Source organism: Delftia acidovorans SPH-1 (assembly GCF_000018665.1).
GTDB classification, from domain to species: domain Bacteria; phylum Pseudomonadota; class Gammaproteobacteria; order Burkholderiales; family Burkholderiaceae_C; genus Comamonas; species Comamonas acidovorans.
The window spans coordinates 594,324-618,793 of record NC_010002.1; the positions used below are offsets into that span (position 1 = coordinate 594,324).

25 protein-coding genes are annotated in these 24,470 nt (G+C 68.8%); 17 read left to right on the plus strand and 8 right to left on the minus strand.

What is annotated here, in order from left to right:
- The first annotated feature begins 1 nt into the window (after position 1).
- The 6 genes from DACI_RS02745 (at position 2) to DACI_RS02770 (ending at position 6,042) form a co-directional block, all read left to right on the plus strand.
- The gene (locus DACI_RS02745) at positions 2-472 is read left to right on the plus strand and encodes a hypothetical protein (protein ID WP_012202472.1); all 471 of its coding nucleotides are present in this window, start codon (positions 2-4) and stop codon (positions 470-472) included.
- A gap of 8 nt (positions 473-480) precedes the next feature.
- Positions 481-1,299: a DUF2145 domain-containing protein gene (locus DACI_RS02750; RefSeq protein ID WP_012202473.1), complete on the plus strand. Its 819-nt coding sequence runs from the start codon at positions 481-483 to the stop codon at positions 1,297-1,299.
- A 67-nt stretch (positions 1,300-1,366) separates the two neighbouring features.
- Positions 1,367-2,491, plus strand: a complete 1,125-nt coding sequence (locus DACI_RS02755; protein ID WP_012202474.1) for a zinc ribbon domain-containing protein — start codon at positions 1,367-1,369, stop codon at positions 2,489-2,491.
- A gap of 157 nt (positions 2,492-2,648) precedes the next feature.
- Entirely contained in the window at positions 2,649-3,863 is a 1,215-nt protein-coding gene (locus DACI_RS02760; RefSeq protein ID WP_043783138.1) for a GGDEF domain-containing protein, read from the plus strand.
- A gap of 160 nt (positions 3,864-4,023) precedes the next feature.
- A complete protein-coding gene (locus DACI_RS02765) occupies positions 4,024-5,151 on the plus strand; it encodes a GGDEF domain-containing protein (protein WP_225971025.1) in 1,128 nt (375 codons plus the stop codon).
- A 120-nt stretch (positions 5,152-5,271) separates the two neighbouring features.
- Positions 5,272-6,042, plus strand: coding sequence for a hypothetical protein (locus DACI_RS02770; RefSeq protein WP_012202477.1), 771 nt, complete (start codon positions 5,272-5,274; stop codon positions 6,040-6,042).
- A gap of 29 nt (positions 6,043-6,071) precedes the next feature.
- Here the strand turns inward: DACI_RS02770 and DACI_RS02775 are convergent, their stop codons facing one another.
- A complete protein-coding gene (locus DACI_RS02775) occupies positions 6,072-7,070 on the minus strand; it encodes a Bug family tripartite tricarboxylate transporter substrate binding protein (RefSeq protein WP_012202478.1) in 999 nt (332 codons plus the stop codon).
- Positions 7,067-8,197 carry an aryl-sulfate sulfotransferase gene (locus tag DACI_RS02780; protein WP_012202479.1) on the minus strand — a complete coding sequence of 377 codons (1,131 nt, stop codon included), beginning with the start codon at positions 8,195-8,197 and terminating at the stop codon, positions 7,067-7,069. Before DACI_RS02780 ends, DACI_RS02775 begins: the two co-directional genes overlap by 4 nt.
- 111 nt (positions 8,198-8,308) lie before the next feature.
- Here DACI_RS02780 and DACI_RS02785 point away from each other — a divergent pair, with 111 nt between their 5' ends.
- The gene (locus DACI_RS02785; RefSeq protein ID WP_012202480.1) at positions 8,309-9,259 is read left to right on the plus strand and encodes a LysR family transcriptional regulator; all 951 of its coding nucleotides are present in this window, start codon (positions 8,309-8,311) and stop codon (positions 9,257-9,259) included.
- A 36-nt stretch (positions 9,260-9,295) separates the two neighbouring features.
- On the opposite strand, the gene tgt is transcribed toward DACI_RS02785, so the two are convergent.
- Entirely contained in the window at positions 9,296-10,468 is a 1,173-nt protein-coding gene (gene tgt, locus DACI_RS02790) for a tRNA guanosine(34) transglycosylase Tgt (protein ID WP_012202481.1), read from the minus strand.
- Between the two features lie 135 nt (positions 10,469-10,603).
- Between tgt and DACI_RS02795 the strand changes: the two genes are divergently transcribed.
- Positions 10,604-11,074 (plus strand): universal stress protein, encoded by a 471-nt coding sequence (locus tag DACI_RS02795; protein WP_012202482.1) that lies wholly within the window; start codon positions 10,604-10,606, stop codon positions 11,072-11,074.
- 23 nt (positions 11,075-11,097) lie between these two features.
- Here the strand turns inward: DACI_RS02795 and DACI_RS02800 are convergent, their stop codons facing one another.
- The 4 genes from DACI_RS02800 to DACI_RS02815 all read right to left on the minus strand — a co-directional run bounded on the left by DACI_RS02800 (position 11,098) and on the right by DACI_RS02815 (position 15,602).
- Complete coding sequence (locus DACI_RS02800) at positions 11,098-11,550, minus strand: hypothetical protein (RefSeq protein ID WP_012202483.1); 453 nt, start codon at positions 11,548-11,550, stop codon at positions 11,098-11,100.
- A 167-nt stretch (positions 11,551-11,717) separates the two neighbouring features.
- The gene (locus tag DACI_RS02805) at positions 11,718-12,938 is read right to left on the minus strand and encodes a phospholipase A (RefSeq protein WP_012202484.1); all 1,221 of its coding nucleotides are present in this window, start codon (positions 12,936-12,938) and stop codon (positions 11,718-11,720) included.
- Positions 12,939-13,026: 88 nt separating this feature from the next.
- A complete protein-coding gene (locus DACI_RS02810) occupies positions 13,027-13,515 on the minus strand; it encodes a hypothetical protein (protein WP_043780444.1) in 489 nt (162 codons plus the stop codon).
- Between the two features lie 17 nt (positions 13,516-13,532).
- Entirely contained in the window at positions 13,533-15,602 is a 2,070-nt protein-coding gene (locus tag DACI_RS02815; protein ID WP_043780446.1) for an ATP-dependent helicase, read from the minus strand.
- A 281-nt stretch (positions 15,603-15,883) separates the two neighbouring features.
- On the opposite strand from DACI_RS02815, the gene DACI_RS02820 reads away from it, so the two are divergent.
- The 9 genes from DACI_RS02820 (at position 15,884) to DACI_RS02860 (ending at position 23,136) form a co-directional block, all read left to right on the plus strand.
- Positions 15,884-16,630, plus strand: a complete 747-nt coding sequence (locus DACI_RS02820; protein WP_012202487.1) for a hypothetical protein — start codon at positions 15,884-15,886, stop codon at positions 16,628-16,630.
- Positions 16,627-17,190 (plus strand): GTP-binding protein, encoded by a 564-nt coding sequence (locus tag DACI_RS02825; protein ID WP_012202488.1) that lies wholly within the window; start codon positions 16,627-16,629, stop codon positions 17,188-17,190. Before DACI_RS02820 ends, DACI_RS02825 begins: the two co-directional genes overlap by 4 nt.
- Positions 17,187-17,588: a roadblock/LC7 domain-containing protein gene (locus DACI_RS02830; RefSeq protein ID WP_012202489.1), complete on the plus strand. Its 402-nt coding sequence runs from the start codon at positions 17,187-17,189 to the stop codon at positions 17,586-17,588. Before DACI_RS02825 ends, DACI_RS02830 begins: the two co-directional genes overlap by 4 nt.
- Positions 17,589-17,687: 99 nt before the next feature.
- A complete protein-coding gene (locus DACI_RS02835; protein WP_012202490.1) occupies positions 17,688-18,047 on the plus strand; it encodes a hypothetical protein in 360 nt (119 codons plus the stop codon).
- A 128-nt stretch (positions 18,048-18,175) separates the two neighbouring features.
- Positions 18,176-19,126, plus strand: a complete 951-nt coding sequence (locus DACI_RS02840; RefSeq protein ID WP_012202491.1) for an AEC family transporter — start codon at positions 18,176-18,178, stop codon at positions 19,124-19,126.
- Between the two features lie 101 nt (positions 19,127-19,227).
- Complete coding sequence (locus DACI_RS02845) at positions 19,228-20,847, plus strand: glycosyltransferase family 39 protein (protein WP_012202492.1); 1,620 nt, start codon at positions 19,228-19,230, stop codon at positions 20,845-20,847.
- Positions 20,844-21,848: a glycosyltransferase family 2 protein gene (locus tag DACI_RS02850; RefSeq protein ID WP_012202493.1), complete on the plus strand. Its 1,005-nt coding sequence runs from the start codon at positions 20,844-20,846 to the stop codon at positions 21,846-21,848. Before DACI_RS02845 ends, DACI_RS02850 begins: the two co-directional genes overlap by 4 nt.
- Positions 21,849-21,850: 2 nt before the next feature.
- Positions 21,851-22,273 (plus strand): GtrA family protein, encoded by a 423-nt coding sequence (locus tag DACI_RS02855; protein ID WP_012202494.1) that lies wholly within the window; start codon positions 21,851-21,853, stop codon positions 22,271-22,273.
- Positions 22,270-23,136: a ChbG/HpnK family deacetylase gene (locus DACI_RS02860; protein WP_012202495.1), complete on the plus strand. Its 867-nt coding sequence runs from the start codon at positions 22,270-22,272 to the stop codon at positions 23,134-23,136. The genes DACI_RS02855 and DACI_RS02860 overlap by 4 nt, the downstream gene beginning before the upstream one ends.
- A 183-nt stretch (positions 23,137-23,319) precedes the next feature.
- Here the strand turns inward: DACI_RS02860 and DACI_RS02865 are convergent, their stop codons facing one another.
- Positions 23,320-24,456, minus strand: coding sequence for an asparaginase (locus DACI_RS02865; protein WP_012202496.1), 1,137 nt, complete (start codon positions 24,454-24,456; stop codon positions 23,320-23,322).
- Positions 24,457-24,470: the final 14 nt, after the last annotated feature.

Consider the following 24,470-nt stretch of genomic DNA (forward strand, 5'->3'; position numbering starts at 1 on the left):
AATGATGGTCAACCAATCCGTTTTCGCGCGCCTGCCGCGTGCCCTGCTGACCGCTGGCGCGCTGTGCGCAGCCCTGGCCATGGCGCCTGCCCATGCGCAAAGCGAGGCCTCCGTGGCGCTGTCCATGCTGCCCGTGGCCTCCGTGGTGGGCACGGCTTCGGTGGCTTCGACGGCCGCTGGCGCCGTGGTGGCCTTGCCGGCCGCGCTGTCGGTGGGCGGCGCGGTGCTGACCGTGAAGGCGGTGCAGGCCTCGGCCACGGGCACGGTCTATCTGCTCGAGCGTGCCTCCGACGGCGCCCAGGCCAGCGTGGAAGTGGTGGGGCGGGGCGCCTCCGCCTCGGCCTATGCCGTGGGCACGGTGCTGACCTGCAGCGTGATCGGCGCAGGCGTTGTCATCTCGGCGGCCGGCAAGGTGCTGGCCTTCATTCCCAACGAGATGGGCAAGGCCCTGCTGCACAACGAACGCCTGTGATGCCTGCCATGAAACCGTCTCTTTCCCCTTCCCCTGTGGCCCGTGCCGCCTGCCTGGTGCTGCTGCTGGCCGCTGCGCTGGGCACGGCCCATGCAGGGCGCAGCTGCGAGGACAAGCCCCTCACCCCCCAATCCCTGCAAAAGGGGCTGGACCTGGCCCAGCGCACATCCCAGGCGCTGGATGCCGAATATGCGAAGAACGGCACCCGCGTCGTGCTGCTGGCGCGCGTGGGCCAGGACCTGAGCAAGTACGACCTGCACTACTCGCACTACGGCTGGGCCTACAGGACCCCCGAAGGCCCCTGGCGCGTGGCGCACAAGCTCAACGAATGCGGCACGGCCGGCGGCCATGTCTACCGCCAGGGCCTGGGCGAGTTCTTCCTGGACGACCTGTGGCGCTACGAGGCCGGCGTTCAGGTGCCCACGCCCGCCGTGCAGCAGGCGCTGTGGACCTTTCTGACCCAGCCCCAGACCGTGCTGCGCCTGCAGCACGAGCCCTACAGCATGGTCAGCTACGCCTGGGGGCAGCGCTACCAGCAGTCCAACCAGTGGGCCACCGAAACCCTGGCCGCCGCCATGGAGCCGGCCACGGTGCAGCGGCGCGAGCAGGCCCAGGCCTGGCTGCAGTTCAAGGGCTACGAGCCCGGCGTGCTGGTGATTCGCGCGCTGTCGCGGCTGGGCGGGCGCGTGACGGCTGCCAACATCGCCTTCGACGACCATCCCAACGACAAGCGCTATGCCAGCCGCATAGAGACCGTGACCGTGGAGTCGGTGACGCAATGGCTGCAGCGCAGCCAACTGGCGGGTCCGGTGCGCGTGCTGCCCTGAGCCGAACCGGTTCTTCATCCGCCTGCGGTCTTCCTCGGCCGCAGGCCACTGAAACAGGAGTTTCCCCATGAGCAAGGCTCTGCGTCTGCCCGAGAAATGGTTCCGCCGAGGCCTGTGGCTGGTGGCGGTGGTGTTCGCCTCCTTCCTCATCGGCCTGGGCGGCCTGGTGGTGGGGGACCTGCCCCAGGTCGAGTCGCCGCGCACGGTGGAGGACTTCATTGCGCCGGCTGCGGCCGAGCCCGTCAAGGCCGAGATCAAGGCCGCCGATGCCGATCACGACAAGGCGGAGACGGCGCTGCAGAACGCGCGCCTCAAGTACCAGGCCACGCAGGCGCGCTACCGCTCTGCGCGCGAGACCTTCGACAACTGGGTGGCCACGCGCCGCGCCACGGCCCGGCCCGAGCAGGACAGCGAGCTGCTGTCGCGCACCCAGGCGCTGGATGCCATCAAGCAGGAAGAGAACGCCGCACGCGCTGCAGTGGAGCGGCTGCAGGACGCCAGCCTGCAGGCACGCCAGCGCCTGGACGCGGCCAACCGCCAGTGGGACGGTCTGCGCGACGGTGCCATGCAGGCCTGGCGCAAGGAGATGCGCGCCATCGAGCTGCGCGTCTTCCTCTACCGCCTGGCGCTGACCCTGCCCCTGCTGCTGGTGGCCGGCTGGCTGTTCGCCAAACAACGCAAGAGCACCTGGTGGCCCTTTGTCTGGGGCTTCATCTTCTTTGCGCTGTTCGCCTTCTTCGTCGAACTCGTGCCCTATCTGCCCGACTACGGCGGCTACGTGCGCTATGTGGTCGGCATCGTGGTGACGGTGCTGCTGGGACGCGCGGCCATTCTGGGCCTGAACCGCTACCTGGAGCGGCAAAAGCAGCAGGAGTCACTGCCTGAGACGCAGCGGCGCCAGGAACTGGGCTACGACGTGGCCCTGGCCCGCCTGGCCAAGGGCGTATGCCCGGGCTGCGAGCGCCCCGTGGACCTGAAGGACGGCGCCATCGATTTCTGCCCCCACTGCGGCATAGGCCTGTTCGACCGTTGCGGCAGCTGCAATACCCGCAAGAGCGCCTTTGTGCACTATTGCCACAGCTGCGGCACCCAGGCCGATGGCAACCGCAGGAAGCCGGGAGCGGTGTTGCCTTCCACGTCTGCTGCGCCTGCCGTGCCTCCCGTGCAGGAGGCCGGGCCGGCGGCGGGTTGAGTCTGGCTGAGCCCGCCTGACCCCCGCCTGAAGCGGCCCTGGCGACGGCTGTGGCGGTGTCGGCCGGGGCCGGCAAGACCCTTGAAGCTGCGCGGGGTTGTGGTACACCATGGCTTGCGCGCTCGGCCGGGGCGCAGATGTCTTCAGCGAGGATGCCATGTCACGCCAGCTGCCGTATCCCCCACAACACACGCCGGCGCAGCCCGCCCAACCACCGGCCGGCGCGTCCGCCCACCTTCTTCCCCTGGCGGCCTGGGCCGTGGGGGCTGCCCTGCTGGCTGCCCATGTGCTGGCCGGCCCTTCTTCATGGAAAGCCTGGGCGGCCTACGCCGCGCTGTCGGCCCTGGCCGGCATGGCCTGGGTCTGGCGCTGCCATGCTGCCGGCCTGCCGCTGACCCGGACGCTGCGCGGCCACGGCTGGATACAGGCCACGATGGCCTTGCTGCTGGCGGCCTGGCAGCCCTCGCTGGCCTGGGCCTCTGCCCTGCTGTGGCTGGCCGCCATCGCCTGGCTGCCCTGGGATGGCGAGCGCGAGCAGGCGCTGCACCTGCCCGCAGGCCAGATCGTGCTGCTGTGCGCCATGCTGGCCATGCTCTGCGCCGTGGTGGTGGCCAGGCCCATGCCGCAGATGGCACCGGGCTCGGTCGCCGTGCGCATTCTGTGGCTGGCCAGCGTGCTGCTGCCGCTGGCCGTGCATGCGCTGGCCCTGTGGCAGGCACTGAGCCGCATGCAGCGCCAGTACACCGAGGAGCTGGCGCAGCTGTCCAGCTACTGCGGCCAACTGGCCGACGATGTGCAGCAACTGCAGACCCGCGTGGGCTCGCTGCAATTGCCCACGGGGCGCGACACGCTGACCGGCGTGGCCAATTACTCGCGATTGATGGATGCCGTCGATGGCCTGCGCGAGCGCCATGCGCGCAAGCCCGAACCGTTTTGCGTGGTGCTGCTGGAGCTGGACCCCTGGGTGGAGCGTGCGGGCGTGCACCCGCCGCACAAGGGACCATCGCTGCAGGAGCGGGTGCTGCTCATGCTCAGCGGCCTGCTGGTCACCCACCTGCGCACGGTGGACGGCATAGGCCGCTACCGCGATGACACCTTCATGCTGGTGATGCCGGATACCGCCTCCGTCCAGGCCGTCTGGGCGCTGCAGCGCGTGCGCGAGGGCGTGCGCCAGCAGCACTGGAGCGAAAAGCCCATCCCCGACCCCGACAAGGACCCGCTGACCCTGACCCTGGCCGTGGCGGAGTTCCAGGCGGGCGAAACCTCGGAGCGGCTGGTGCAGCGTGCCGAAGCGGCCCTCGCGCATGGCCGCGCCTGCGGGCGCAACCAGATCGTGGTGGCCGAGGACGTGCGGCCGCCACGTACCTCCTAGGCGAGAAGGATGCAATCCCCGGGATTTCCCGGATGCGGTCACAATGGGCGCCCATGAGGGCCGCCGGCCCGCCGCGCTTCTTCGCATGCCCGTGCTTTCCTCCATTTCTCGGAATTTCCCGGACCGTCTCCTGTGGGGGCCGAAGCCGGCGTCGCCGTTGGTGGACGAGGCGCTGCATCTGGAGCGCTGGAAGCGCCGCACCTGGCAACTGCACATCTCCGTGCTGGTCAGCCATATCTATGCGCTGCTGCTGTTTCTGGGCCATGCCTGGGCCGGCTATGCGCCCTGGGCCGTGGTGCTGGGCTATGGCCTGTGGGTGGCGGCGGGCATGGGCTTCATCACCTGGGCCTATGCCAGCGACTGGTGCCACAGGCTGCGCGATCCGGGCATGTTCCTCACGCACCAGCTGGTGTCCATCATCGGCGTTCTGGGCATGGTCATGGCCGCCCCTGCGCTGGCGTTCCAGTCCATGGTGATGCTGATCGCCTTCAGCGCCGACGGTTTCCTGGCGCGCAGCCGCACGAGCTTCTGGCTGACCTGGATGGGCACGCTCATCGCCGTGGCGGCCATCATTCTCTGGAGGGGGCCGCTGATGCGCATGACCACGGACACGGCTGCAGGCCAGTTGCTGGCCTTCGGCGTGGTGCTCGGTGCCGTGGTGCGCTGCAGCGTGCAGGCCACCTTCTTTCGCAGCATGCAGTACCGGCTGGGCATCGCCAATGACAAGCTGGCCACGGCGCTGGCGCAGATCGAGGCCCTGCTGCGCCATGACGACCTGACCGGCGTCAGCAACCGCCGGGGCGTGATCGAGCGGCTGCACGAGGTGCGCACCGCCGCCCACGACCGCGGCACGGTGCTGTGCGTGGCGCTGCTGGACATAGACCACTTCAAGCGCATCAACGACAGCTTTGGCCATGAGGGCGGCGACCGCGTGCTGCGCGCCTTCGGAACGCTGCTGAAGTCGCAGTTGCGCAGTGCCGATGGCGTGGGCCGCTATGGCGGTGAGGAGTTCCTGCTGGTGCTGCCCGACACCGACCTGGCCCAGGCCGGCGAACTGCTGGAGCGCCTGCGCCTGCGCATTGCCGAAGCCCCGTGGACGCAGACCCTGGGCGAGGGCGCCCGCGTCACCTGCACGCTGGGCGCCGCACAGTACCGCGCGGGCGAGTCGGTGGAGGCGACCATTGCGCGTGCCGATGCGGCGCTTTACCGTGGCAAGGCCCAGGGCCGCAACTGCACCGTGCTGGAGCCGCAGCAGGCCCGGCCGGCCCCCAGCGCAACGCCTGCCTGACGGCTTTTGGCGTGTGGCTTGTGAGTGCAGCTCACGACGAGTGCCAGAAAACATCGTTATTCATTCGCACGGATCGTCCATAGCATCGGCACCCTGTCCAGGACGGGCTGGGATGCGCATATGAATCAATGGATCGCTGAAACCGCCGGCAACATCGCCGGGAACATGGCCGTAGACATTGCGGGCTGGGAAGGACATCTGTCGTCCGGGCCCCGCCAGCTGCAGGCCGGGCCGCTCAGTGCCGAACTGGCCGATGGCTGCCTGCGCAGCGTCCGCTACGGCAGCCTGGAGATCCTGCGCTCCGTGGCCTTTGCGGTGCGTGATGAGCAAGGAGACCGCTGCGTGCATGGCAGCGGCGAACTGAGCCTGCGCGAGAAAGGCGACCGCTTCGAGGTCCTCTACGAAACCGCAGTGGACTGTGGTGCCCTGCGCCTGGCATGGCGCGTGCGCATCGCAGGGTCGGCGCGCGGGCTGGGCTTCACGGCCTGGGCGCGCGCCCTGGATGGCATGGAGGGAGGCCTGCAGCGCGGCCTGCGCGGTGGATGCGCGGGGCTGGAGATCGTCTATCCGCGCAATGCGCTGGCGGGCCGGTCCGTGCATGTGGAGCATGCCGATGGCAGTGCCCAAAGCACCGTGCTGCCCGAGCCCGATGCGCTGCTGCGCCTGTCGCAGCTGTCCGCCATCACCCACGAGCCTGCGCCCGGCCTGCGGGTGGGCTGCCGGCTGGAGGGCGCGGAGTTCGAGATGGTGGGCCAGTGCTGTGGCGGCAAGTCCTTCTTCAGGCTGCAGCCACGCGCGCAGTCCCCTGCGCATTCCTACCTGTTGACCCGGGGCCGGGCCCTGGTGCAGATGGCCAGCTTCTCGTTTGCCGCGCCCGGCGCCATGCAGTAGGGCCTGGCACCGAGGCTACCCCGGCCGCATCAGCCCGCTCCGTGGATGCGGGCGGCGTGCACCGTGGCCTCCAGCAGCTTTCTCTCCCGCTCCAGGTGTGCAATGAACTGGGCTTGCTCCATGGCCATGGGCTTGAAGCCGGCCTCGGCGAGCTTGCGCACCAGATCCGGCTCGGCCAGCACGGCTGCGGTCTCGCGGGCCAGGCGCTCTGCGATGCGGGCATCGGTGCGGGCCGGCAGCAGCAGGCCCTGCCAGGCCTCGACATCAAAGGACTGCCAGACCGGCGTTTCCTGCAGGCTGGGTGTCTGCGGCAAGGTGGCGGCGCGCAGGCGCGAGGTCACGCCCAGGCCGCGCAGCTTGCCTTCGCGCACGAAGGACTGGACCAGGGCCACGGGCAGCACGGCCAGGTCGATCTGCCCGCCCGCCAGCTCGGTCAGCGCCTGCGGGCCGGATTTGTAGGGCACATGCGTCCATGACAGGCCGGCCTGTTGCTGGAGCATTTCGGCGGTCAGGTGCAGGCTGGTGCCCACGCCATCGGTGCCCACGGTCAGCCGGCCCGGCTGCTGGCGCGACAACTGCACCAGTTCGGCCGCCGTGGTGGCCGGCAGGTCGGGGCGGCCTGCCAGCACGAAGGCCGAAGAGGCCACGGGCGCCACGGGCAGCAGTTCCCTGAGGCCGTCATACCGGAAGCGCTCTGGCGACACCAGCGGCGCAATGAGCACGCAGCTGGCCACGCCGAACAGCGCGGTATGACCGTCCGGCCTGGCCTTGATCACCCGCTGTGTGGCGATGGTGCCCGAGGCGCCCACGGTGTTTTCTATGACCACGGGCTGGCGCAGCCGCTCGGCCAGGCGCGGCATGACCAGGCGCGCGGCCACGTCCACGCTGCCGCCCGGCGAAAAGGGCACGACCACGGTCAGCGGCTGGCTGGGCCAGGCGTCGGCTCCAGCCGTGGACGCACGGGCTGCCGGTGACAGCCAGGGCGCGCCCAGCATCCAGGCCGCCAGTTGCCTGCGGTTGAGGCTCATGACAGCCTCCCGGCGGCACCCAGCCAGGGCAGCTGGTCCGCGTGGTAGCGCCAGGTCTGGAACACGCTGTTGAGCCGTCCGGGGCCGGTGCGGCGCGCTGCGGCATCGGGGTACTCGGCGAACCAGGGCAGGATGTATTCCCAGACCACCTCCCCCGCAGGCGTGACCTCGAAGAGCCGGCCCGTGGCCGATTCGGTGATGTGGGTGTTGCCGTTCCACAGGCGCTGGGCATTGCCCATGAAGGCGGTGTAGAAGGCGTTGACCATCTCGTCCTGGTAGCTCCAGACCACGCGGTGGTCGGCAGGATCGATCTCCACCACACGCGAGAAGGCCACATGGGCGCCTTCGCGGAAGTTGCCGTTGTCGAAGGCCAGGATGTGGCCGTTGTCCAGCGCCACGGGCGCATGCTGGTGCGAGACCACGGAGGGCGGAATGTGCAGCTTCACCGCGCCGCTGGCCTTGTCCACGGCAATGATGCCGGAGGTGGTGCGCAGGCTCATGAGCACGCTGCCGTCGGCCCTCACGCCCAGCCCGTTGACCAGCGGCCAGTGGTAGCGGCCGAAGCCCGGGTGAATAGGGAAGTCCTCGGGCGCCAGATGCTCCCAGGCCTTCCATTCCCAGACCAGGCGGCCGCTGCGGTCCACTTCGCGGATCACGTCGCCGTACATCACCTCGCCGGGCCCGTGCGCGGTGCCGCCGGGCACGCGCTCGGCAAAGCCCGCAGGCACGGGCGCGCAGGCGGCGTAGAGCAGATGGCCGTTGGGCAGCCACTGCGCGTCATGGTGGTGGTCCGGGTCCTCGTGGCGCCAGACGATCTCGCCCTGCGGCGTGACCTCGTAGAAATCGCCACCATGCCACATGGACCACGGCGCATAGCGGTCTGGCGAGCGGGGGTGGTTGCCGTTGTAGCCCAGGTTGCCGTTGGGCAGGATCACGGCGTGCCGGCCCGCGCGCACGGGCAGCTTCCATTCATGGGCCACGCGGCCTTCGATGTCCACCAGGTAGACATGGCCGTCGGCCGTCTGCGGCGCGATCAGGGTGTAGCCGCCGGCCGAGAGGGCGGGGTCGTGGGCGATGAGTCCGACGCCGCGGCGGCGCTGGGTGACTTGGTCTACGGTGCTTGCCATGGGCTGCTTTCAAAGGAGGCCGGGAATGAGCGCCACTCTAGGCAGTCGCAAGCGTCAGGAATAGCTGTTTGTTTTGGATGAGGTGTCAGATAAAAATTTACACTCCGCGCCATGCCCGCAATCTCCCAGGCCTTTCGCTGTTTTGACGAGGTGGCGCGCCGTGGCTCGGTGCGCAAGGCCGCCGTCACGCTGCACCTGACGGCGGCCGCCGTGAACCAGCAAATCCTCAATCTGGAGGCCCAGGTCGGCGTGCCGCTGTTCGACCGCCTGCCGCGCGGCATGCAGCTGACAACGGCCGGGGAGCTGATGCTGGCGGCCGTGCGGCGCAGCCAGCGTGACTTCGACAACGCGCTGGCCCAGGTGGAGGACCTGCGCGCCCTGCGCCGGGGCCATGTGCGCGTGGGCGTGTCCCATGCCACGGCCGAGTACCTGCTGCCCCTGGTGATCGCCAGCCTGCACGGGCGCTATCCGGGCATCACCTTCAGCGTGCGTTCGGGCACGGGCGAGGAGCTGCTGCGCGGCGTGGCGCAGGGCGAGATCGACGTGGCCTATTGCCTGCGCCGCCCGCCGCCGCCCGGCGTGCAGGAGGTGCGCGCCTGGCCCCAGCCGCTGGGCGCGGTGATGGCCCCCGGCCATCCGCTGGCCACCGAGCCGCGCCTGCTGCGCCTGCGCGATTGTGTGGACTATCCGCTGATCCTGATGGCGCCGGGCATGGAGTTGCGCAGCATGCTGGAGCAGATGGACAGCGCGGCCCTGCACCAGCAGCGGCCGCTGGTGGAGACCAGCTCCGTGCCCATGGTGCGGCGCCTGGTGGCCGGCAGCACGGCCCTGGGATTCCTGGTGCCCGACAACGTGGCCGAGGATGTGGCGGCCGGCCGCCTGCTCTGGCGGCCCCTGCATGACGCAGGTGCGCAGTTGCCCGGCTGCCTGTACCAGCGCATCGGCTACACCAAGGCAGCCGCCATGCGGCTGTTTCTGGACGAGCTGGAGCGCGTGGCCGACGAGATGCGCGCCGGCTTCGAGACCGGCGTGTCCTGGTCGCTCAAGGACCTGGCGACCTGAGTGACCTGAGCGACTCGAGCAATCGGCTGGGGGGCGTCAGACGCCCCGGGCGCGCTCGGCCTTGAAGCGTGCGCGCATTTCAGTGAAGTTGCCCGCCTCCAGCGCATTGCGCACTTCCTGCATCAGGTTCAGGTAGTAGTGCAGGTTGTGGATGGTGGTGAGCATGGGGCCCAGCATCTCGCCGCAGCGGTCCAGGTGGTGCAGGTAGGCGCGCGAGAAGCCGTCGCGTCCGCCTTGCTCCCAGCTCACGCCGCTGGTGCCTGCGCAGGCATGGCAGGTGCAGCTGGGGTCCAGCGGCTGGTGGTCGGTCTTGTGGCGTGCGTTGCGGATCTTCAGGTCGCCATAGCGCGTGAAGATGGTGCCGTTGCGCGCATTGCGCGTGGGCATGACGCAGTCGAACATGTCCACGCCGTCGGCCACGCCCTGCACCAGGTCCTCGGGCGTGCCCACGCCCATCAGGTAGCGTGGCTTGTGGGCCGGCAGGCGGTGGGGCGTGTGGGCCATGATCGCCAGCATCTCGTCCTTGGGTTCGCCCACCGAGACGCCGCCCACGGCGTAGCCGGGGAAGTCCATCTCGACCAGGGCCTGCAGCGATTCCTCGCGCAGGTTCTCGTACATGCCGCCCTGCACGATGCCGAACAGCGCATTGGGGTTGCCCAGGCGCTGGAACTCGTCGCTGGAGCGCTTGGCCCAGCGGCGGCTCATCTCCATGCTCTTGCGCGCCTCGGCCTCGGTGGTCTTGTGGCCGTTGGTCTCGTAGGGCGTGCATTCGTCCAGCTGCATGACGATGTCCGAGTTCAGCACGGTCTGGATCTGCATGCTGACTTCGGGCGACATGAACAGCTTGTCGCCGTTGACCGGGCTGGCGAAGTGCACGCCTTCCTCGGTGATCTTGCGCATGGCGCCCAGGCTCCAGACCTGGAATCCGCCCGAGTCGGTGAGGATGGGCTTGTCCCACTTCTCGAAGCCGTGCAGGCCGCCGAAGCTCTGCATGATGTCCAGCCCCGGGCGCATCCACAGGTGGAAGGTGTTGCCCAGGATGATCTGCGCGCCCATCTCCTGCAGGCTGCGCGGCATCACGCCCTTGACGGTGCCATAGGTGCCCACGGGCATGAAGATGGGTGTCTGCACCACGCCGTGGTTGAGCGTGAGCTGGCCGCGGCGCGCGTGGCTGGAGGGATCGGTCTTGAGCAGGTCGAATTGCAGCATAGCCCTCCATTGTCCCAGATGGCCGCATGTGCGTGTCGGACGCGCCGGGACTGCCCCCGGAGCCCGTCTGGCTTAGCCGGCCCGCGTCTACACTGGGGTGGTTGCGATTCGCCAGCTACAAAAAAGGAGGTCCGCATGCTGAAGATCATGATTGCCGTCGATGGGTCCGAGCCCTCGCTGGATGCCGTGCACCACGCCATCTCCCTGGTGCGCCAGGGCCTGCAGGCGCATTTCGTGCTGGCCCATGTGCAGCAGGAAGCCTCGCTGTTCGAGCTGGCCACGCAGGACTCGGACATGATCGCCGCCGCCAGCGTGGACGCCGGCATGCACCTGGTGGCGCCGGCCGTGGCCCTGGTGCGGGCGGCCGGCATTTCCTACGAGGTGGAGATCGGCCTGGGCGAGCCCGCCGCCGCGCTGGCCGACATTGCCGAGAGCACGGGCTGCGAGCAGATCATCATCGGCGCACTGGGCCAGGGCGGCCTGCGGCGCGTGCTGATCGGCTCGGTCTCGCGCGAGGTGGCGCGCAACAGCCGGCTGCCTGTGACCATCGTCAAGCATGCCGAGCCGCAAGATGAAGAAGGGGAAGAGGACCTGGGTCCCGAGTGAGGTGGTGCCGGGCGCGCGCGGGCTCAGGCAGCCCGCCGTTGCTGGCCCTGATGGGATTGGTGCCGGCCTGCATGGGCGCCGTAAGCTCCGTAGGCACCATGAGCGTGCGCATGCGCGTGGGGTTGCAGCTTGCCGTGCGGCAGGCTGGCCAGGCGCTGGAACATGCGGCGGCAGTAGCCGCGTATGCCCAGGCATTTGTTGATCTCATCCACCGGCAGGGGCCCGGAGACCACGACGATGCTGTCGGCCTGGTCCCAGTCGCCGGCCGCGCGCAGCCGCCTGCGCGTGCACAGCGCCCAGGCATGGATGCGCGTGGGCGAGCCATGCTCATGGACCTGACCCGTGACCAGGTCGAAGGCAATGGCCACCAGCTCGGTCCTGAGCCGGCAGCGGCGCTCGCCCGTGATGGCACTGGGCGTCTCGCGCATGTCGTACAGGCAGTAACTGCCGGCCTTGAGCTGGTATTGCAAATCCATGGCGGACCTCCGCGGTTCGTTCTGGGGCGGGTTCCGGGCCTGCCTGAAAAGGCCCGGGGCATCGGCGCATTCTGACGCATGGCCCCGGCCGCTGGCAATGCAGCCAGCGGGACGGGGCTTCCCCGCGAAGGGCAAGCGGCAAAGCGTGCCCCGCGAGGGCCGGTCTTCTAGAAGTCCAGAAGGCTGAAGCCCACGCTGAGCACGGTGCGCTTGTAGTTGTAATCGATCAGGCTGTCACCGTATCCGCTGAAAAGCTGGACATGCAGGCGCAAATTGCTCTTGCCACCGTTCCATCCTTCGCCTAGGGTGCGCAGCCATTCGACGCGGCCCGAGCCGCGGCCCTGGCCCAGCGAGCCGCGCGCAGTGAAGCCCAGATAGTTCTGCGCATTGACGTTCCAGCCCAGTTTCACCTCGCCCCGGCCGATGTAGTCCTGGATGCGCGGGTTGTCGTCGTGCTCGGCGCTTTCGCGGATGCGCTGCCAGGCCTTGGCGTGCAGCTGCCAGCGGTTGTCCAGCTCGAAGCCGGTCATCAGATACCAGCGGTTCCAGCTGCGCGACAGCGGATCGCTCTGGCCGTTGGACTGGTGCACCAGGCCCACGCCGCTGTAGCGCCAGCGCCAGCCGAAGGGCAGCCGGGCATCGGTGGGGTAGACGTAGAAGATCTCGGGCTCGTGGTCCGTGTTGCGGAAGGGCCGCGAGATGGCGGGGCTGAACAGCTGCCAGTACGACTGCTGGGTGTAGCCGACCCACAGCGAGTCCTTGCCCGCCGAGGTGCTGCTGGTCAGCAGGCCCTGGGCGACCTTGGTGCGCACGGACAGCTGCACGCGCATTTCCTCGGTCTTGTAGGGCTGCGACTGCGCAGGGTCCTTGCCGGGCGTGGTGGGCTGCCGGTTGACATGGTCGGCCGTCACCACGGACACGGACATGGGCCGGTAGCCGCGGAAGCTGAAGGTGCCGCAGTCGCTGCCCGGTTCCAGCTCGAAGTAGCGCGACAGCTCGCTGTAGCGCGGGTCGCGGCAGCCGCCGTTGGTGGGGGTGGTGGGCAGCGCCAGGCCCTGGCCGCTGTCGGCCGTCACCACGGGGGCGGGTGTGGGCAGGGCGCCAGGATCGGCTGCGGCGCTGGCTGCCGGAGCACTCCAGCCGGTGGCCGGCGGCGCGGTCAGCGGTTGCTGCTGCTGGGCCCAGGTGTCGAAGCAGGCCAGGCGAGACTGGTTGTCCGTGGTGGCGGCGCACTGGCGCCAGGCGTCCTCGGACAGGGGGCGGGGCGCGGTCTGCGCCTGGGCGCCGAGCCAGGGCGTGGCGCCCAGTCCCATGGCCAGGGCCCACTGCAGGGGTGTCGGCGTGCGGCTTGGGCGCTTGCGGCGATCCAGGTGTGTAGGAGTCGTCATGGCTTGGGTCCGGTGATGGAAGGAGCGAAGAGTAAGGGGTAATGAGTGAAGAGGGGGCAGGGGGCTCGTGTGCAGGCTCGGGGGCCGGTCACGGCGCGAGCTTGCGCAGCACGAAGGGCCGGGGCGCCGCATCGTCGCCTTCGATGAAGTTGCCGCGGATCTCGCGGGCGCAGCTGCCTTCGACGACATCGCCCAGCCAGGTGGCGGTGATGCGCTTGCCGTCGGCGCTTTCTTCCAGCGTGATGTGGTCATCGGCCACGTCGCCGACCATGGGGCGGGTGTCTGCGCCGCGCGCAATCGTGCCCTTGACGTTGCCCTTCCACTGGGGGTGCGGCCCCAGCTGCAGGCGCACGGGCTGGGACTGGCCTTCGACGGTTCCCGTCCATTCGCCCTGCAGCTGGCTGTCCTTCATCTCCTCGTCGTCGAGACATGGGGCGTGTGGCAGGGCGGTGGCAGCGCGGGCGGCCTTGGGCGCGGCCTGGAGGGTGGGCCGGGTGGTGGTCTGCAGGTCCGTGCTGGAGCAGGCGGTGGTCACGGCCACCAGCGCCAGGCTGAGAACGGGGCGGTAAAAACGCATGCGGTGTCTTTCTGGAATCAGGAGTCGGCGGGCGTGGACTGCTGTGCCTTGAGGGCGAACTCGGCGCGCAGCTGGCGCAGCTTCTCGCGCGGGTCCTCGCGCGAGGTGGCGGCGTCCAGGCCCATTTCCTTGATGAAGCGGCTGGGCAGGGTGGAGACCATCTCGCGCCCCTTCTTGCGGCGCTTGGTCCAGCTCACGGCCAGAGAGCGGCGGGCGCGCGTGATGCCCACGTACATGAGGCGGCGCTCTTCCTGCAGGCGCTGGGCGGTTTCGTCGCTGACCTTCTGCTGGCGGCCGTTGTCGTCGTCGAGCTTGAAGGGCAGCATGCCCTCGGTCACGCCCACCAGCATCACATGCGGCCATTCCAGGCCCTTGGAGGCGTGCAGGGTGGACAGGATGACCATGTCCTGCTCCTTCTCGCGCTCGCTGATGGTGGACAGCAGGGCGATGTTGCGCGCCACTTCCAGCAGGCTCTTGACCTCGGTGTGCGTGGTCGTGCCCGCCGCATCCTCGATCTGGCCGCCGGCGCGCTGGGCCATCCAGTCGCAGAACTCCAGCACGTTGCTCCAGCGCGCGGCGGCGACCGATTCGCTGTCCTCGCTGTCGTAGAGGTACTGCTCGTAGCCGATCTCCTTGAGCCAGTCGAGCATGAAGCCGCGCGACTGCTCGGCGCCCAGCGTGTGGCGGGCGCGGTATTCGAGGTCGTTGATGTAGCGGCCGAACTCCAACAGGCTGTCATGCGCCTTCTTGGGCAGGGCCGCTTCCAGCATGTGCGCGAACAGGGCGCCGAACATGCTGAGCTTGTGCTGCGAGGAAAACTCGCCCAGCTTGCCCAGCGTGGTGTGGCCTATGCCGCGCCTGGGCGTGCCGATGGCGCGAAGGAAGGCGGGGTCGTCGTCGTTGTTGATCCACAGCCGGAACCAGGCGCACAGGTCCTTGATCTCGGCGCGGTCGAAGAAGCTGGTGCCGCCCGAGACCTTGTAGGGAATGCTGGCCTTGCGCAAGGCCTTCTCGAAGGGCTTGGCCTGGTGGTTGGCACGGTAGAGGATGGCGAAATCCTTCCAGTCCGGCGGCGGGTTGCTGGCCGCTCGCAGGCTCTGGATGCGGGCGACGGCGCGCTCGGCCTCGTGCTCCTCGGTGTCGCAGTCCACGATGCGCACAGGCTCGCCCTCGCCCAGCTCCGAGAACAGCGTCTTCGGATAGAGCTTGGGGTTGGGCTGGATGACGTTGTTGGCCGCGCGCAGGATGGCCGAGGTGGAGCGGTAGTTCTGCTCCAGCTTGATCACCTTGAGCTGCGGGAACTCCACCGGCAGCTTCTTGAGGTTGTCCAGCGTGGCGCCGCGCCAGCCGTAGATGCTCTGGTCGTCGTCGCCCACGGCGGTGAAGTGGGCGCGGCTGCCCACCAGCATCTTGAGCAGCTCGTACTGCGTGGCGTTGGTGTCCTGGTATTCGTCCACCAGCACATGGCCCAGCAGGCGCTGCCATTTCTCGCGCACTTCGATGTGGTTCTTGAGCAGGCGCATGGGCATGCCGATCAGGTCGTCGAAATCCACGCTCTGGTAGGCGGTCAGGCGCTCTTCGTAGCGCTGCATGATCAGGGCCGTGCTGCGCTCGTTGTCGTCCTGGGCCATGGCCAGGGCCTTGCGGCTGTCCCAGCCGGCGTTCTTCCAGTTGCTGATGGTCCACTGCCACTGGCGCGCCGTGGCCAGGTCGGTGGTGCCGCCCGAGCAGTCCTTGAGGATGCCCGTCACGTCGTCGGCGTCCAGGATGCTGAACTGGGGCTTGAGGCCCAGCACATGGCCGTCCTCGCGCACCATGCGCACACCCAGGGCGTGGAAGGTGCACACCAGCACGTCCTTGGCCTGGCGGCCGATGAGGCCGGCCGCGCGCTCGCGCATTTCGGCCGCGGCCTTGTTGGTGAAGGTGATGGCCGCGATGCGGCGCGGCGCCATGCCCATCTCGATCAGGCGCCCGATCTTGTGCGTGATCACGCGTGTCTTGCCCGAGCCCGCGCCGGCCAGGACCAGGCAGGGGCCTTCGGTGTAGTGGACGGCCTGGAGCTGGGCCAGATTGAGTCCTGCGGACATGGGTGCGTTGCGCGGGGAAAGGCGTGAAAGTGAGGGAAGCGGGAGCATACCGCTTCGGGGATCGTGGCCATCAGGCCAGGTGTAAGCACCCTTGGAATTCGGCGACAAATCTCGCGGCCACTCTGGTCCGTACTGTGGCGGCGTTGGTCTAAATAGAAAAGTTCACATTAAATCAAGTGAGTAATGTGTAAAAACTATCCAAAATATCAGCCTTCGCCGATGTTCTGTCACGGGCGAATCTGGTTTGTCCATTTCAGTTCCTATCCGGTGAGGTGTCAAAGATGGCTCGCACTACAGACGAGATCGGCCTGGCTGCCGAGCTGTGGTCTCCTCTGCTCAAGCAGCGTTTCGAGGCATTGTTCGCCGTGGCGTCCCGCAAGTCGCTGCGCGGCTGGCGGCAGGTGCCCCTGGTCAGCGCCCAGGTGCTGGTCGTCGATGGCAACATGCCCGCGCCCGAGGCTGCAGGGTGGATGCCCTGCGTGGTCTACGTGGGTGGAGTGCCCCAGGGACAGCACCTGGAGCGCACGCAGCAGCGCCTGGCCACCTATCTGGACATGAATTTCACGCTGTCCGACCTGATCGACATGCTGGACCGGGCGGCCGTCTTCCTCATGGACTGGACGGTGCGCCAGCAGGTGGCGACGTCGCATACGCTGGCGCGGGCGCTGGACGACCTGCAGCAGCAGGGCGTGGACTGCCGCTACCGCTTCCAGCTCAAGGCCTGGGTGGCGCTGCCCGCGCCGTGGAACAACTCCGAATGCCTGCGTGCCCTGGCCATGCTGTGCCGTGGCCCCATGGAGGTGGCCCTGTTGTGCGAGCACAGCGGCATGCAGGCCCGCGCCGTGGCCGAACTGCTGCGCCATCCCCGGCTGCGCAGCCTGCTGGAGTGCAGCCTGCGGCCCGCGCGCGAAGACGATCTCCCGCCGCTGCGCCGCAGCCGCGCACAGGCGTCCGACACGGTGCCCGGCCTGCCGCGCCAGTGGGTGCAGAAGCTGGCCGGATGGATCCGGCGCGGAGGAGTGGCATGAGCCTGTGGATGAACGCGCAGCCTGCTGCCGGGTTGGTACGGGTGAGCCTGGTGGGCCCCATGGGCATAGGCAAGACCACGGCGCTGCGCAGCCTGTGCGGCGCGTTGATGGCGGCGGCGGATGTGCCCAATCTGGACCGGGCCTCCCATTCCAAGGAATTCACCACGGTGGGTGCCGAGTTCGGCGAGATCGACCTGGGCGGTGGAGAGCGGCTGCAGCTGGTGGGCAGCCCGGGGCAGGAACGCTTCGACTTCGTGCGCCGCTGGGTGCTCAATGCCTCGGTGGGCGTGCTGCTGATGGTGGATGTCTGCGACGCCCGCGCACCGGACTACGCGGCGCAGTGCCTGGCCGAGATCGCCTCCTTGGAATCCGAGCCCCTGGTGGTGGTGGTCAGCTGCCGTGATGCCAGCGAGCAACAGCAGGAAGCATTCAGCAGCGCCTTGGCGGACAGAGGTCACGGTATAGTGCCTGTCATCCAGGCGGACCCCCGTGACCGGCAGCAGTTGCTGGATGCGCTGGGGGTGCTCGTTTCCTTGCTTTCCTTGCAAAGTCAGGCATGAAGACACCAACGCTTCCCCGGATTCCTCCCTCTCTGATCGAAGCTGGCAGCGATGTGCTCCACCGCGTGGTGGCGCCCCTGGAGGGCGTGCACATCGCCTTGCTGTGCACGCCTGACGGCTTCGAGATCACCTCCCTGCGGGTCAGGAGCGAACTGCCGACAGAGCGCCTGTCGGCCATGGCGGGCTCGCTCATGGCCATGGCCAGGGCCGTGGCCACCGAGATAGGCCACAAGTCCTGCCGGCGGCTGACCTTCGAGACCGAGCTGGGCACCGTCCTCTTTCAGGCCGTGGCCGGCAACCAGCCGGCCATCCTGTGCATGGTGGTCGATCAAAGCGCCCTGCTGGGCCGCGCGCTGTGGGCGGCGGGCGAAGTGGCCTCCGAACTGTCCCGTTCCTGATCCGCGGCATCCGCTGCAGAAGTTTGGTTTTCTCCCCCCCGAGGAGCGGGCGCGGTGGTCCATCGCACAGCCTGCCCTTGCTATTTGAAAAGGTGGCATATGGCTTCGATACATGATTCTCTGAACGGCCTGCTGGGCATCGATGGCGCCCTGTGCGCGGCCCTGGTGGACAGCACCAGCGGCATGCTCATGGGCAGCGTGGGCTCCGGCCTCGACATGGAGCTGGCCGCTGCCGGCAACACGGAGGTGGTGCGCGCCAAGCTCAAGACCATGCGCATGCTCAAGCTCGATGACGCCATCGACGACATCCTGATCACCCTGACGCACCAGTACCACATCATCCGGCCCGTGGCCGCCCATGAAGGTGTGTTCTTCTACCTGGTGCTGGACAAGAGCCGCTCCAATCTGGCGCTGGCCCGCCGCAAGGTGCAGGACGTCGAGAAGGACCTGGCGCTGTAAGCGCACGCGCTTGTTGCGCTCACGCCCGACCTGCCGGATGCGGATTCCGGCAGGTTTTTTTTCGCCCGGCGTCCGCGCGGTGACACGGGCGCGCGGCAGCGGCACCGGCTTGCTGCCAGAATCGCCGCGTGCTGTCCGTCCTGCTGATCACCTTCCCCTTCTTCGCGCTTGTGGCCTGCGGCTTTGCGGCCACCTGGCGTGGCGTGCTGCCGCAGGCGGCGATACCGGGGCTCAACGCCTTCGTGCTGTATTTCGCGCTGCCCTGCATGCTGTTCCGCTTTGGCGCGCAGACGCCGATTGCCCAGCTGCTGGATGTGGGCGTCTCCGTGGTCTACCTGCTGTGCGCGCTGCTGATGGTGGGCGCCACCGTGGCGCTGACCGTGCGGCGCGTGGGCTGGAACGATGCGGCCTTTGGCGCGCTGGTGGCGGCCTTTCCCAACACCGGCTTCATGGGCGTGCCCATGCTGGTGGCGCTGCTGGGCGAGCGTGCCGCAGGCCCGGTCATCGTCACCATGGCCATCGACATGGTGGTGACCACCTCGCTGTGCATTGCGCTGTCGCGCCTGGGGCTGCCGGGCGGGCATGGCGTGTCCGTGGCGCTGCGCAGGGCGTTTGCCGGCATGGCCGCCAATCCCATGCCCTGGGCCATCGTGCTGGGTGGCGTGGCCTCGGCGGCAGGCTGGACGCTGCCCGGCCCCATCGACCGCACCGTGGCCATGCTGGCGGGCGCGGCCTCGCCCGTGGCGCTGTTCACCATTGGCGCCGTGCTGGCGCGCTCGCAGATGAACAGCCACGAGCGCGTGGCTGCGCGCGACTACGTGCCCATTGCGCTGGCCAAGCTGCTGGTCCACCCGCTGCTGGTCTGGGCCGTGGCCCGCGCGGCCATGGCGCTGGGCCTGCCGCTCGGTGAAGAGGCCTTTGTGGCGCTGGTGCTGCTGGCCGCGCTGCCCAGCGCCAGCAATGTCTCGCTGCTGACCGAGCGCTTCGGGGCGCACGGCGGGCGCGTGGCCCGCATCATCCTGGTGTCCACGGTGCTGGCCTTCCTGAGCTTCTCGGGCGCCGTGGCGCTGATGACCTGAGCGGGCACCGGGCACACCTGAGCGGCAGGCCCGGGCCGCATGGGCATGCTGGCGCTCACTACAATCCCGCCCATGTTTTTTCACCACCTCGACGGGATCGCATGAAATCCTCCCCCTCTGCCCCGGCAGGCGTTCCCACGGGCGCGGCCCTGCTCTGGATGGTGACGCTGGCCTGCCTGCTCTGGGCCCTGGTGTCCTGGCTGGCCAATGGCAATCTGGACGGCTACCACGACATGCTGGAGAACTATGCCTGGGCCCAGCCGCTGCAGCTGGGCACGCACAAGCATCCGCCGTTCTTCGCCTGGGTGGTCGGCCTGTGGTTCATGGTGTTCCCGCAGAACGACGGTTTCTATCGCCTGCTGTCCTATGCCAATGTGGGCGTGGGCATCTGGGGCGTCTACGTGCTGGGCAGGCGCCTGGGGCTGGCGCGCCTGGCGCCGCTGGGCGCGGCCCTGTTGCTGTGGTGCTTTCCGTATACGACGCTGGCCGGCAAGTTCAACGCCAACAGCCAGCTGCTGTCCCTGTGGCCCTGGGCGGCGGCCCTGCTGCTGGCCAGCTGGCAGGAAAAGGGGGCGCGCGGCGTGGCCTTCAGCGTGGCGCTGGGCGTGGTCTCGGCCGCCTGCATGCTCAGCAAGTACTACAGCGGCGTGTTCCTGGCCGGTTTCCTGCTGCCCATCTTCCTGGTGCGTGAAGGGCGCCAGTGGCTGCTCACTCCCCGGCCCTACGTGGCGCTGGCAGCCTTTGGCCTGGCGCTGGCGCCGCATGTGGCCTGGATTGCCCACCACCAGTGGGTGACGCTGGGCTATGCCATGGACCAGGGCGGCGGGCAGGTGGTATGGGGCTATGTGCTGCGCTTTGCGCTGGCGCCCATCTTCTACTGGCTGCCGGCCTGGCTGGCCGTGTGCCTGGTGTATGGCTTCATGCAGGCCCGCCAGCAAGGCGGCGGCTGGCTGCGCTGGAGTGCGCGTTTCCTGCGCCGCAGCTGGTGCTGGCAGGGGCGCGGCGACACGCTGTTCTGGCTGGCCCTCATGCCCTGGCTTGCGACGCTGGGCTTTGGCGCCACCGGCGTGGTGGAGCTGTCCACGCCCTGGGCCATTCCCATCGGCTATGCCTTCGTGCTGCTGTGGCTGCGCAACCTGGACGCCGAGGCGCCCGCCGTGACGCAGGCCGCCCTGGCCGCGCTGCGCCGCGCCTGGTGGCCTAGCCTGGCCGTGGTGCTGGTGATTGGCGTGGCCGCGGGTTGGGGCAATGCGCGCAAGAGCAGCTCCGACTACTACCGCCCTGCGGCCGATGCGGCGCAGGCCATCGTGCTGTCCTGGAACCAGCGCCACCCGCAGCAGCCGCTGCAGTGGGTGGGCGGCGACTGGGCGGAAAACGCCATGCTGTCCTTCTATGCCCAGCCGCATCTGCGCACCATTCCCGGCCTGCCCGACAGCGAATATGCGCGCGTGCTGGCGCTGCCGGACTGGCGCCAGCAGCCCGGGCTGCTGCTGTGCCCGCGCGGCCCGGTGGCCAGCGAGCCCGGCCCGACCGCGAAATCGCGCGACTGCGAGCAGCAGGCGCAGGCCTGGCTGGCGAAGCTGGGCCTGCCGCAGGAGGCGCGTGTGCTCACGGTGCAACGCTCGGGCTGGCGTTTTCCTCGGCCCAGTCCCTATGCCTATGCGGTTTTTGACGTGTTGCCGCGCGCGGGCAGCCAGCCCGCTGACAATGCTGGTCTATGACCGAATTGCATGCTGACATTGCTCCGGCCGCTCCCAAGGGGATGCTGCCGCGCCCCCCGCTGCGGCTGAGCTGCGTGGTGCCAGCCCACAATGAAGAGGGCAACCTGGAGGCGTTCCTGCGCGCCCTGGACGCGACGGTGCGCACGCTGACGCCCGACTACGAGCTGATCGTCGTCAACGACGGCAGCCGTGACGCCACGCACGAGATCGCACTGCGCATGGCCCAGGAACTGCCCGTGCGCTACCTGGCGCTGTCGCGCAACTTCGGCAAGGAGGCGGCGCTGTCGGCCGGCATAGACCATGCGCGCGGCAACGCCGTCGTGCTGATCGACGCCGACTTCCAGCATCCGCTGGAGATGCTGCCCCAGATGTGCGAGCTGTGGCAGTCCGGCTACGACATGGTCTATGGCGTGATCGCCGACCGGGGCGCCGAAAGCGGCGCCAAGCGGGTGGGCACCAACCTGTTCTACCGGCTCATGAATGCCGGCAACCTGGTGAAGATCCCGCCCAATGCCGGCGACTTCCGCTGGCTGGACCGCTGCGTGGCCGACGCGCTCAAGGCCCTGCCCGAGAGCCACCGCTTCATGAAGGGCCTGTACGCCTGGGTGGGCTTCAAGGCTGCGGCGCTGCCGTTCGTGCCGGCCGACCGCACGGCCGGGGCGTCCAGCTTCAATTTCCGGCGCCTGGGCTCGCTGGCCCTGCTGGGTCTGACCTCGTTCACCACCTTGCCGCTGCGCGTGTGGAGCGTGGTGGGCGGGATCATCTCGCTGGCGGCCCTGCTCTACGGCCTGTGGATCACCATGGAGACGCTGATCTTCGGCAACCCGCTGGACGGCTGGCCCACGCTGGCGGCCAGCATCATGCTGTTCTCGGGCGTGCAGCTGATGTCCATCGGCATCCTGGGCGAGTACATCGGCCGCATCTACGACGAAGTCAAGCGCCGTCCCACCTACCTGCTGGCGCGCGACGAAGACCGCAGCCCGCTGGCGCCACGGGACTAGCCATGCACGACGTGATCGCACAGCTGCGCCGCCTGCCGCAGGCGCTGCAGTTCGTGCTGGTAGGGGGCTGCGCGGCCGCCACGCACCTGGCCGTGGTCGCCCTGCTGGTGCAACGGGTGGGCATGGCGCCGCTGCATGCCAACGTGCTGGCCTTTCTCGTGGCCTTCGTGGTCAGCTACAACGGCCATGCGCTGTTCACCTTCGTGCAGGCCGGGGCGCAAGGCTGGGCCGTGGCCGGCAAGTACTTCGCCGTGGCCTGCGCCTCCTTCGTGGCCAACGAGCTGCTGTACTGGGTGGCCCTGCACTGGCTGCACTGGCACTACTTCTGGAGCCTGGCCCTGGTGCTGGTGCTGGTGGCGGTGGGCACCTTCGTCTTCGCCAAGTTCTGGGCCTTTGCGGCCCCCGGCCGCAAGGAATCCTCATGAACACCGTACCTGCCAGAAACAACGGGGAGAAGGCCTTGGCCAGAACCGTCGTCCTGTGCGCCGACGACTATGCGCTGCACCCCCTGGTCGATGAAGCCGTGGAGCAGCTCACGCTGCAGGGCCGGCTGTCGGCCACCAGCTGCATGACCACCTCGCCGCACTGGAGGCAGGCCGCCAGGCGCCTGCCCGCGCTGCGCCCGCGCCTGTCGCTGGGCCTGCACTTCAACCTGACCGAAGGCCACGGCCTGCAGCCCGCCGCCGGCATCGGTGCCGTGATCGCGCGCGCCTATGCCGGCGCACTCGGCGGCACCGCCATGCGCGACGCCTGGCGCCGCCAGCTCGACGCCTTCGAGGACGCGCTGGGCATGGCCCCCGACTTCATCGACGGCCACCAGCACGTGCACCAGCTCCCCGGCGTGCGCGCCGCGCTGGTGCAGGAATTACGCCAGCGCTATGGCGACAACGCCGACGACCTGCCCTGGGTCCGCTCCACCACCCCGGCCGGCCAGCTCTGGCGCGACCCCAAGGCCGCCATCATCGCCTTGCTGGGCGGCTGGACCACCACCCGCCGCCTGCGCCGCCAGGGCGTGCCGCTCAACCACGGCTTCGGCGGCGTCTACGCCTTCGACCAGCCCACGCCCGAAGGCTATGGCCGCCACATGGCCCAATGGCTGACCCAGCTGCAGCCCGGCAGCCTCATGATGTGCCACCCCGCCACCGCCCCCGTCCAGGGCGACGCCATAGGCGCCCAGCGCGCCGTGGAATACGCCTACCTGCGCTCCGACGCCTTCGCCCAGGCCCTGGAACAAGCGCACTGCCACATCGCCCAAGGCCCCCTCACCCCGCTGTTCACATCGAACTAGCCAGCGGCAATAGAAAAAGCCCGGCCAAAAATGACCGGGCTTTCAGGGCGCAACGCAAAAAACGACGCACCCCAAGGCGAGAGACACCGAGGAAGGGCCGCCCCGCACCGAGGGTGTCGTCCCCCTCCCCCGCGAAGCGGGTAGAGAGGGGGAAGGCGCGCCAGCGCCTCAGGGGGTGCTTTATCAGTACTCCCAGAAGATGCGCTGCAGCTGCTTCGTGTCCTGCGTCTTGGTCAGGGCCACGGCGGCCAGCAGGCGCGCCTTCTGCGGGTTCAGGTCATGGGCGACGACCCAGTCGTACTTGTCATCGGGCTGCTCGGCATTGCGCAGCACGAAGCCGGCCGGCACGCGCGAGCTGCGCACCACGATCACGCCCTTTTGGCGCAGTTCATTGAGCTTGGGCACGATGCGGTCGGCCACCGAGCCATTGCCCGTGCCTGCATGCACGATGGCCTTGACGCCGGCCTTGCCCAGCGCGTCGATGGCCGTGGCGGGCACGTTGCCGTAGCCATAGACGATGTCCACGGCGGGCAGGTCGGTGATCTGCTCGATGTTGAACTCGCTGCCCCTGGTGTGGCGCTTGACGGGGGCGCGGAACCAGTAGGTCTTGCCCTCGACCACCATGCCCAGCGGGCCCCACTGGCTGGCGAAGGCATTGGTCTTGATGTTGGTGAGCTTGGCGACATCGCGCGCGGAGTCGATGTTGTCGTTCATGCTGACCAGCACGCCCTTGCCCGCCGAGTCCTTGGACGCGGCCGTGGCCACGGCGCCCAGCAGGTTCAGCGCGCCGTCGGCCGAGATGGCCGTGCCGGGGCGCATGGAGCCGACCACGACGATGGGCTTGTCGGTGGGCACCACCAGGTTCAGGAAATAGGCGGTTTCCTCCAGCGTGTCCGTGCCGTGGGTGACGACGATGCCGTCCACGCCGGGCTGCTTGGCCAGCTCGTTGACGCGGCGTGCCAGCGTCAGCAGTTCCTTGTTGGTGAAGCTCTCGGAGGCGATCTGGAAGACCTGCTCGCCGGACACGTTGGCGATGTTGCTCAGCTCGGGCAGGCCGGCCAGCAGCTTGTCCACGGGCACCTTGGCGGCCGTGTAGGTGGCGCTGTTGACGGCGCTGGCGCCCGCACCGGCAATGGTGCCGCCTGTGGCCAGGACGACCACGTTGGGCTTGCCGGCCTGTGCGGTGGGAGCGGGTGCAGGGGCGGCGGCCGTGGCGGGCGCAGCGGCTGCGGGGGCCTGGCTGGCGCCGGGCTGGGACGCGCAGCCTGCCAGCGCAAGCGCGACGGCCATCAAGGTCATACGGAAGGGGGTGAACGGCATGTATCGCTCCTGGA